We start from the raw sequence: 7,805 nt of genomic DNA, 5'->3' as shown, positions 1-7,805 counted from the left end.
ATCGACGTCGATGTCACGTGTCGATTCCGATATCAAGCTCCAGCACCTGTGACCAAGTCGCGTCCAGGGCGCGTCCCGAGAGAAGATATGAGACTCCCCCGTCGCGCCCAAGACCCCGGCCCCCACCCGGGTCCCATGGCTCCGGGGGTGGGACTTGAACCCACGACAAACGGATTAACAGTCCGTTCCGCCAAAGCCCTAGAACAAAGGAGAACAGCCCGAAACTCAATCCCACCAAGGGTTTCGAGTGTTCAACAGTTTGCAGTACCTTTCACCAGTTTTCAATGAAACGCGTCCTGAGCGCGTCCTGACACTGCTGTCATATCTCCCACGTTGGCCACAGGTTTGTCCTCTCCGCATCGCCGCTCGGCACCGCACAATGTCAGGGGCCCAACGCAGAGATCTCGTGCTGCTCCCCACAGCGAAGGTCCATCAACGATGTGCCTCGGCCTGGTTTGAGTCGTCGACAGATCGCGAGCTATCTCGTCTGCAGGTTGCACTCCGCGCCCCGCTGGCCGTAGGGCCGTCCAATCTGGACTTGGATCGAGAACCCAGGGCACGACACCCAGCTGCTCCTCGATATCCCTTGGCAGCCACTCACGTTCTCCCCCCACCAGCGGTGATCTCAGGTGGCGTGGCCCAAGAGCTTGAAGGCGCACGGTGCATGACCATTGGTGGATGATTCATTAGCTACGCGCGACGGAATTCGGCGTACACTCGTGGCGACGGCTTGGGGACGCATTGGCCGGTTCCGATCGTTGGGCGCGCCCTCGGGCTGAGGTGTGAGCTACAAGGAAACACGCATGACGAGGGCGAGTGTGCCAAGGCGGCTATCGATTGCCATCACCGTCGCGGCCGTCGTTCTGAGTGCATGTTCCAGTGTCGGGAACACCGTTGCAGAGTCGACGGACTCGGAGTCCCAGGCGAACGTCGCCGTCTTCTGTCGGGTCTGGCCCGATGCTCGCGAGAAACTTCTCGGAATGGTCACCGGCGAACTGACGATCGACTATCAGGAGACCGATATCGCGATCGCTCGGTTCCTGACCGACGTCGACACTACGGTTCCGACGGAGTTGCGACCCGAGTGGAATCGCGTATTCGCGACCTACCAAACAATTAGCGACCTCCTGTTCATCACCGGATATTCCGAGGGCACGATCCGCGGCGTGCACCTCACGATGGCGTTCGGTGATGCAGGGCCGGAGGCCGCGGTCGCGGACACACAGGAAGCCGTCGCCGTCATCGACGATTGGGCCGTCACCGAGTGCGGTGACTTCTTCTCGCGGTGGCCGGAACTCGAACGGATCCTCGGCATCGACGACCCAGCAAGCTGGAGCGAGTTGCGTCGAGACGTCGACCGGTACGAAGCTGCGCTGACGGTGGGCGAACGACTCGTTCCGGATGAGATCGCCAGGTATTGGGATATCGCTGTGGGGTACCAGCGCAGCTATTTCGAGTTTGCGCGGAGCGTCGACTTCGATCCGAACAACCTTCCGGAAGGCGAGGAGGGGGACGCGCTCTTCGTCGAGTTCGTAGGGGTGCCCTGGGACGAGGCCCACGAGGCGGTGCACAACGCAAGGGAGAGGATCTCGGCGTGGGTCGAGGCCAACCCCGGCACGGCCACAGTCACCGCGGGGACTTCCGGTGGCCCGGGTTCGCTCACCGTCCGGATCATGCCACAAGACCATCTCACCAACCGGACGCTGCTCCTGGCGCTGCTGCCTCCGGGAACCGACTTTGCCACGGTGCGGAGCGGTCGTGACTATGTGGCGGCGGGTTGCCCCGGGGTCGGGTCGCCTGAAGAGGAAGAATGGCAGGCGGAGGCTGCAGTCCTCGCAAGGGAGGAGGGTGTGGATCCGAAGGAGTTCCTCCTCGACCAGATGGGGGACCACTTCTCCCATCCCCTCCTCCCGATCGCTTCGTTTCCCGGCACCGAGGGCGAGTACGTCGTGAGGAATGTCTGTTCGCTCATGTCCCATGAGGCAGAACCAGCCCTGGTGCCCGGTGGTACCTACGAACTGTTCGTCGGTGCCTACTACGGTGAACCCGGCAGCTACGGCGTCTACCTCTCCGCCCCGGATTACTGCCTCCAGTTCCCTGTGACCGTCGACGGGGACACCGTCGTCGATCTCCCCGAACTCGAGCCGTGCGAGCTGGATCCCATCGGGAAACCCGAAGAGATCGCCAGGCGGACTCTTCCGCCGTTCGAGCCGGGAGGCACGCTGCGCGTCGAGGTCGACATGACCCTCACGCCGGAGGGTTTCGAATATTGTGGCCTGACCGCGGTGCTCCTCCCGACAGGCACGACCCTCAACGACCTCGGCCGCGGCGACGCATGGCCGTCGGGTACGTTCAGCTTCGGTCGACATGACCCTCGCGATATCGAGGAAGGGGACGAGAAGCGCTGGGCAAGAATGCCGGGTCTGGTACCCATCCTGCCGATGCCACCTTCCGGGAGCTTCGCCAGTGGGATCGGGCCGGACATCCGCCCCGACGGGCCGTGGGACACCCGATTCCCCGAACCGGTCGCTCTGGTGGCGGGCAGCTACGACCTCCGCATCGAGGAGAACTGTGGGAACGAAGCCGAAGGTGACGAGGATGGCCGCCGTCGCTGCGCCTTCGTGGCGGTCGAGGTCAAAGGCGCCACGATCGTCAAGATGCCCGAACTGGGAGCGTGCCCGTGACCGCCGCCATCGAGACCCGGGGCCTCCGCAAGCGCTATCGCAAAGTGGAGGCACTCAGCGGTCTCGATCTCGAGGTCCCTGAGGGGTCGATCTGTGGTTTCCTCGGCCCCAACGGTGCTGGGAAGACGACGACGATGAAGATCCTCATGGGTCTCATCCGACCCACCGAAGGGTGGGCGTCGATGCTCGGCAACGATCTCGACAGCAACGGCCTCGGCACCCGGTCCCGCATCGGCTATCTCCCCCAGGATCCATCATTCTTCCCCCGGGCCACGGTGCGCGACGTGCTGCGGTTCGTCACCCGCCGCTACCTCGCAGGTTCAAAAGCGGCAATCGAGACCAGGGTCGACGAAACCGTCGACCTCGTCGGCCTCGACCAGCGGGCAGACCGCAAAGTGAAGGGTCTGTCGGGCGGCGAGCTCCGGCGTCTCGGCATCGGTCAGGCAGTGATCAGTGGCCCCGATCTGCTCATCCTCGATGAGCCCTCGGTCGGTCTCGACCCCGAGGGTCGACGCCAGGTGCTGGATCTGCTCGATGACCTCAGGGGGCGGATGACGATCTTCTATTCGAGTCACATCCTCGACGACGTCGAACGCATCGCCGACCACGTCGTCGTTCTCGATCACGGCGAGATCGTCGACCAGGGACCGATGAGCCGGCTCCTCGGCGGTTCGTCCGTGGCCTACGCGGTTGCACTCGACGGTGACGGGACCGGCGTCATCGATCGTCTCGACCGCGAGCCGTGGGTGACCGCGACCCGACCCATCGGTACCGGCAGGTGGGAAGTCGAGGCCGTGGATCGAGCCACCGCCGAACACGGGCTCCTGCGCACCCTGGCAGGTGGCAACGGGACACGGGTGACCGAGCTCCGGCCGCTGCAACGCAATCTCGAGGACATCTACCTCGACCTCGTGGAGGTGGGCGATGACGAGTGACACGGCGACGCTGCAACGCATCGAAACGGCGCACCCCCTTCGCGGCCTCGGCGGGCTGCTCACTGTCGAGCTTCGGGCCTGGTTCCCGTGGCGGGCCCTGCTGCTCACGATCGCCAGCTTTGGCGTGTTCGCGCTGGTCTACGTGCCATGGCGGGCCAGCGGAGTGAACCAACTCGGGGCGCTGCTCTACCCCTTCGTCGGCTTGTGGATCGCCATACTTCTGCTCTCGGTAGTGTCCCTCACCGAAGGTTCGGTACTGGGCGAGATCGAACGCGGTACCGCGTCCTGGCTCGTGGGGATGCCGATCGGTCGGCCGGCCGTGGTCGTTGCCAAGTTCCTCGCCGCCGCGACCGGTATCACCGCGACCGTGTTTGGCGCCGGCGTTCCCGTCTACCCGATCCTCGCCGCCGCCTCGCGGGTGGGCGTGACCGAGTTCACGGTATCGGAGCTCAGAGAGGTGATCGGGGCGCCGATCGGCAAATGGGGTGTGTACACGACACTGCCGGATTGGGGCACCTACCTCGCCATGCTCGCCACGGTCTCGATGTTGCTCGTATTCGTCGTTGCCGTGATGATCCTGTTCGGGACCACGATCCGCTCCCGGACAGCGGTGTTCGCTCTTGGTCTGGCTGTCGTCGGACTCTTCGGTGCTGCGGCGTTCGCCGGGTCTATCTACTCGGCATCACCAACCGGGTTGATCGTTGGGATCGCCAACGTCGCGCAGGGCAATGAGGCCTCGTTTGCGGTACCGGTCGCCGCCACGTTCCTTTGGACCGGCATGGTGCTACTTCTTGCCGTGTGGCGTTTCAACCGGAGGGAGCTGACATGACACCGCCGGCGATCGAGATTCGACATCTCTCCAAGCGGTACAGCAAGGTGGAGGCGCTGCGCGGCCTCGATCTGGAAGTGCCTGAGGGGTCGATCTGCGGCTTCCTCGGCCCCAACGGTGCAGGCAAGACAACCACGATGAAGATCCTCATGGGCCTGATCCGGCCGACCGGCGGGTATGCGGCAGTCTTCGGCCACGATGTACGAAACCACCGTCTGGTGGCTCGGAGCCGAATCGGCTATCTACCCCAGGACCCGGTGTTTCCGCCGAACCAGACGGTACGCGGCGTTGTCTCGTACGTCGGTCGCCTCTATCCGGGACATCCTCGCGGCCGGGCGATGCGCCGGCGAGTCGACGACCTGCTCGATCGCGTCGGCATGACGGACAAGGCACGCCGCAAGGTACGAGGCCTCTCCGGCGGTGAGCGGCAACGCCTCGGGGTGGCTCAGGCGCTCATCGCAGACCCTGACCTGGTGATGATGGACGAACCCTCAGCGGGTCTCGACCCGGTCGGGCGTCGCGACATGCTCGACCTCATCGCCGAGATCGGCGGCGACACCACCGTGTTCTACTCCACGCACATCCTCGACGACGTCGAGCGCGTCAGCGACACCGTCGTGATGATCAATGCCGGCCGAGCCGTCGCACAAGGGCCACTCGATTCGATCCTGCAAGGCTCCGATACGGACTACACCGTGCGGCTCCGCGGCGAAACGGAGGAGGCGCTGGCGAGGCTGACTGCAGAGCCGTGGGTCGAAGCCGTCAATGCACGCCACCTGGGCGAGATCGAGCAGTGGCGGGTTCGGGTGAGCGACGAGGCCGCCGCTGCCGACCGTCTCGTACCAACCCTCCTTGCCGACGACCACTGCGACGTCATCGAGTTCCACCTCAGCGACCGGCGCCTCGAGGACGCCTACCTGGAGATCGTTGGGGCGGACGATGGCAACTGAGGCTCGAAGCGCCATTGTCGCCCTCAAAGGAGCGTGGGGCGTGTTCCGTGGCGAATCGAGCCGCTGGCTCGGGCTTCGGGGGCTATTCCATCTCATATTCTGGATGCTGCTGATCGACGGATTGCTCTATTTCACCGTCGTCACCAAACACATGCCGTTCGGTGGCCTCGGATTCGAGTCCCTGATCGGCATGCTGGCCGTGTTCCCGATCCTCGCCGCCATCGTGCTCACCGAGGCGATGGTCATCGGCGAGTACCACAGCGGAATCGCCTCCTGGACGGTGTCGAAACCCGTGCCGCGGTCGGGATACGTCATCGGCAAACTCGCTGCACTCTGGGTCGCACTTTCGGCAATCGCCATCTTCATCCCCGGCCTGGTCGCCTACTGGTGGCTGCCGAAGGTGCAGCCGTATCGATTCGTCATCCCCGAAGCGCCGCCGCTGGGTCGCTTCTTCGCCACCCTTCTTCTTCTCTCTCTTGCCGCAGGGTTCTTCGTCACGCTGACCGGCTTCCTCGGGACGCTGATCCGACGCCGCGGCGTCGTCGCCCTGATCGGCCTGTTGGTCTGGGTGATCCTGCGAACCCAGCCACGTGCACTGTGGGATGGATGGGATCGGTTCACACCATCAGGTCTAATAGGTGCCGATATCGGGCAGTGGTTTCCCGTGGCGAAGTATGTCTACGGCGACCCTCTGGTTGCAACAAGTGCAGTGGCGTGGACCATCGTTGCCGCCGTCGCGTTCACGGTCGGCGCAGCAACGATCTACCAGCGTCTGGAGCTATGAACAGAGTCAGGAGCGACGAGTCCCACCGGAGAAGCGCTTGACCAAAGAAACGCCCGATTCCGGTTCGACAAACGGTGGAGTTCGTAGCGGGTTCGTCCTGTACCGCGGTTGTCAAGTTCCGGTACGCGTGCGACGAAACGCGTCCCGAGTGCGCCCCGAGAGGAGTATTCGGTCTCCGGCCGAACAGACGTTAGCCCCTGCGGCACAAGGGATTCCTCGGCTCCGGGGGTGGGACTTGAACCTTCAGCACCGACCACACGGCGAGTCAGATCACCGTCTACCAAGACGCCGGTCCAGCCAACAGGCAGAAGACAACGGGAGCGAAGCGACCGACTCATGTTCGACAAACGGATTAGCAGTCCGTTCCACCGCGATGCTCTGACCTGGGGTTATACCCAGAAACACATACACACCAACGGTTCCGAGTGTTCACCAGTTTTCAGTACCTTTCACCAGCTTTCAATGAAACGCGTCCTGAGCGCGTCCTGGGACGCCCATACCGCGTCGACCTCTCCAACAATCCCAACCCTCACAACCGCGAATTTCAGTGATCGCCGATCGCGATATTCACTGATCGCTCACACACGGTTGGTATCACGCGGAAGAAGCAGCGACCAACTCAGCGAGGAAGAGGCCCGTCACTTCGGTGACGGGCCTCTCTGTTGTCATGTGTGTGGGCTAGAACATCAGCCCTTGCAGGAGCTTTCCCAACTAATGAGAAGCATGGACGATATGTTGAAAAACTCCAGCGGCTCTTTCCCTTCTGCGATTCGCTTGGCATTCTTCTCATCCTTGTACGCCTGAATTCGGTCCTGATAGCACTGCTGCGCAGCGACATCTGCCAGCTGCTCCGCAATACGATTGGCGGTCTTCTGCTCCGACAGCATCTCTTGCTCATTTTCATTCGTCTGAGCGTTGGATTGGTTCTGACCGTCGATGAGAAAGTATCCGAGAGCCCCGATGACCAACAGCACTGCAGTGAAACCGACAATGAGAATCTTGTTTGTTGTTGTCATGGTTCTTGAATCTACATTGCCAGTGCGAGGATTCCCATTGCTATCTGCCCAGAGCCTCCGGAAAAGGCGGACGGGTTCACACCGTCCTTTGGAATACAAATGGGCCACAAGTGACAGACCGAGGAAGAGGAATACCCTCGGCACATCTAGGAATGCCAAGGGCTTTCTTCGTAGCATGGCAGGATTTGAACCTACGACCTTCGGGTTATGAGCCCGAGAAGACCCCACCCGCTGACCGGGGGAAACACGTGGAACGCCTGTCTTAACTGGCTTTTCACCTCTCAACGTTTCGCGTTGTTTCCCGTCCCATCCCACCCTCTCGCGGTATGGACGCGGTATGGAAGGTCAGTTGCGCGCCGACGGTAAGCCAGCCGCCTTCATAGGAACACCGCCCTTCCTGTCAAGTTCCGGCGTCGAGTTCCGGTACCCGTAACCGAAACGCGTCCTGAGCGCGTCCCGGGAGAAGATACGGGTCTCCCCCATCGCGCCCGAAACCCTTGCCCCACTTGGGTCCCACGGCTCCGGGGGTGGGACTTGAACCCACGACAAACGGATTAACAGTCCGCTGCTCTGCCAACTGAGCTACCCCGGAAGGTGTTCAACACGA

6 protein-coding genes and 2 tRNA genes are annotated in these 7,805 nt (G+C 62.7%); 5 read left to right on the top strand and 3 right to left on the bottom strand.

Annotated features, from left to right (window positions below):
• Positions 1 to 803 precede the first annotated feature (803 nt).
• The 5 genes from GXP34_09925 to GXP34_09905 are packed head-to-tail and all read left to right on the top strand — an operon-like array spanning position 804 to position 6,182.
• Positions 804 to 2,684 carry a hypothetical protein gene (locus GXP34_09925; protein ID NOY56288.1) on the top strand — a complete coding sequence of 627 codons (1,881 nt, stop codon included), beginning with the start codon at positions 804 to 806 and terminating at the stop codon, positions 2,682 to 2,684.
• Complete coding sequence (locus GXP34_09920) at positions 2,681 to 3,619, top strand: ABC transporter ATP-binding protein (GenBank protein NOY56287.1); 939 nt, start codon at positions 2,681 to 2,683, stop codon at positions 3,617 to 3,619. The genes GXP34_09925 and GXP34_09920 overlap by 4 nt, the downstream gene beginning before the upstream one ends.
• On the top strand, positions 3,609 to 4,448 hold the full coding sequence (locus tag GXP34_09915; GenBank protein NOY56286.1) for a hypothetical protein: 840 nt from the start codon (positions 3,609 to 3,611) through the stop codon (positions 4,446 to 4,448). The genes GXP34_09920 and GXP34_09915 overlap by 11 nt, the downstream gene beginning before the upstream one ends.
• A complete protein-coding gene (locus GXP34_09910) occupies positions 4,445 to 5,398 on the top strand; it encodes an ABC transporter ATP-binding protein (GenBank protein ID NOY56285.1) in 954 nt (317 codons plus the stop codon). Before GXP34_09915 ends, GXP34_09910 begins: the two co-directional genes overlap by 4 nt.
• Complete coding sequence (locus GXP34_09905) at positions 5,388 to 6,182, top strand: ABC transporter permease (protein NOY56284.1); 795 nt, start codon at positions 5,388 to 5,390, stop codon at positions 6,180 to 6,182. Before GXP34_09910 ends, GXP34_09905 begins: the two co-directional genes overlap by 11 nt.
• A gap of 686 nt (positions 6,183 to 6,868) precedes the next feature.
• Here GXP34_09905 and GXP34_09900 read toward each other — a convergent pair.
• From GXP34_09900 to GXP34_09890, 3 genes are all read right to left on the bottom strand, one after another.
• Positions 6,869 to 7,198: a hypothetical protein gene (locus GXP34_09900; GenBank protein NOY56283.1), complete on the bottom strand. Its 330-nt coding sequence runs from the start codon at positions 7,196 to 7,198 to the stop codon at positions 6,869 to 6,871.
• Positions 7,199 to 7,367: 169 nt separating this feature from the next.
• Positions 7,368 to 7,434, bottom strand: a tRNA-Leu gene (locus tag GXP34_09895).
• A 283-nt stretch (positions 7,435 to 7,717) separates the two neighbouring features.
• Positions 7,718 to 7,790 (bottom strand) — tRNA-Asn (locus tag GXP34_09890).
• Positions 7,791 to 7,805: the final 15 nt, after the last annotated feature.

This window comes from Actinomycetota bacterium (genome assembly GCA_013152275.1).
GTDB lineage: Bacteria > Actinomycetota > Acidimicrobiia > Spongiisociales > UBA4744 > BMS3Bbin01.
The sequence above is the reverse complement of the archived record's forward strand: the minus strand, read 5'-3'. Positions and strand labels throughout refer to the sequence as shown.

What these genes read in the sequence shown, in the direction of transcription:
- GXP34_09915 (NOY56286.1), top strand. Translation starts at nt 3,609, where the DNA reads ATGACGAGTGACACGGCGACGCTGCAACGCATCGAAACGGCGCACCCC.
- GXP34_09910 (NOY56285.1), top strand. Translation starts at nt 4,445, where the DNA reads ATGACACCGCCGGCGATCGAGATTCGACATCTCTCCAAGCGGTACAGC.
- GXP34_09900 (NOY56283.1), bottom strand. Translation starts at nt 7,198, where the DNA reads ATGACAACAACAAACAAGATTCTCATTGTCGGTTTCACTGCAGTGCTG.
- GXP34_09925 (NOY56288.1), top strand. Translation starts at nt 804, where the DNA reads ATGACGAGGGCGAGTGTGCCAAGGCGGCTATCGATTGCCATCACCGTC.
- GXP34_09905 (NOY56284.1), top strand. Translation starts at nt 5,388, where the DNA reads ATGGCAACTGAGGCTCGAAGCGCCATTGTCGCCCTCAAAGGAGCGTGG.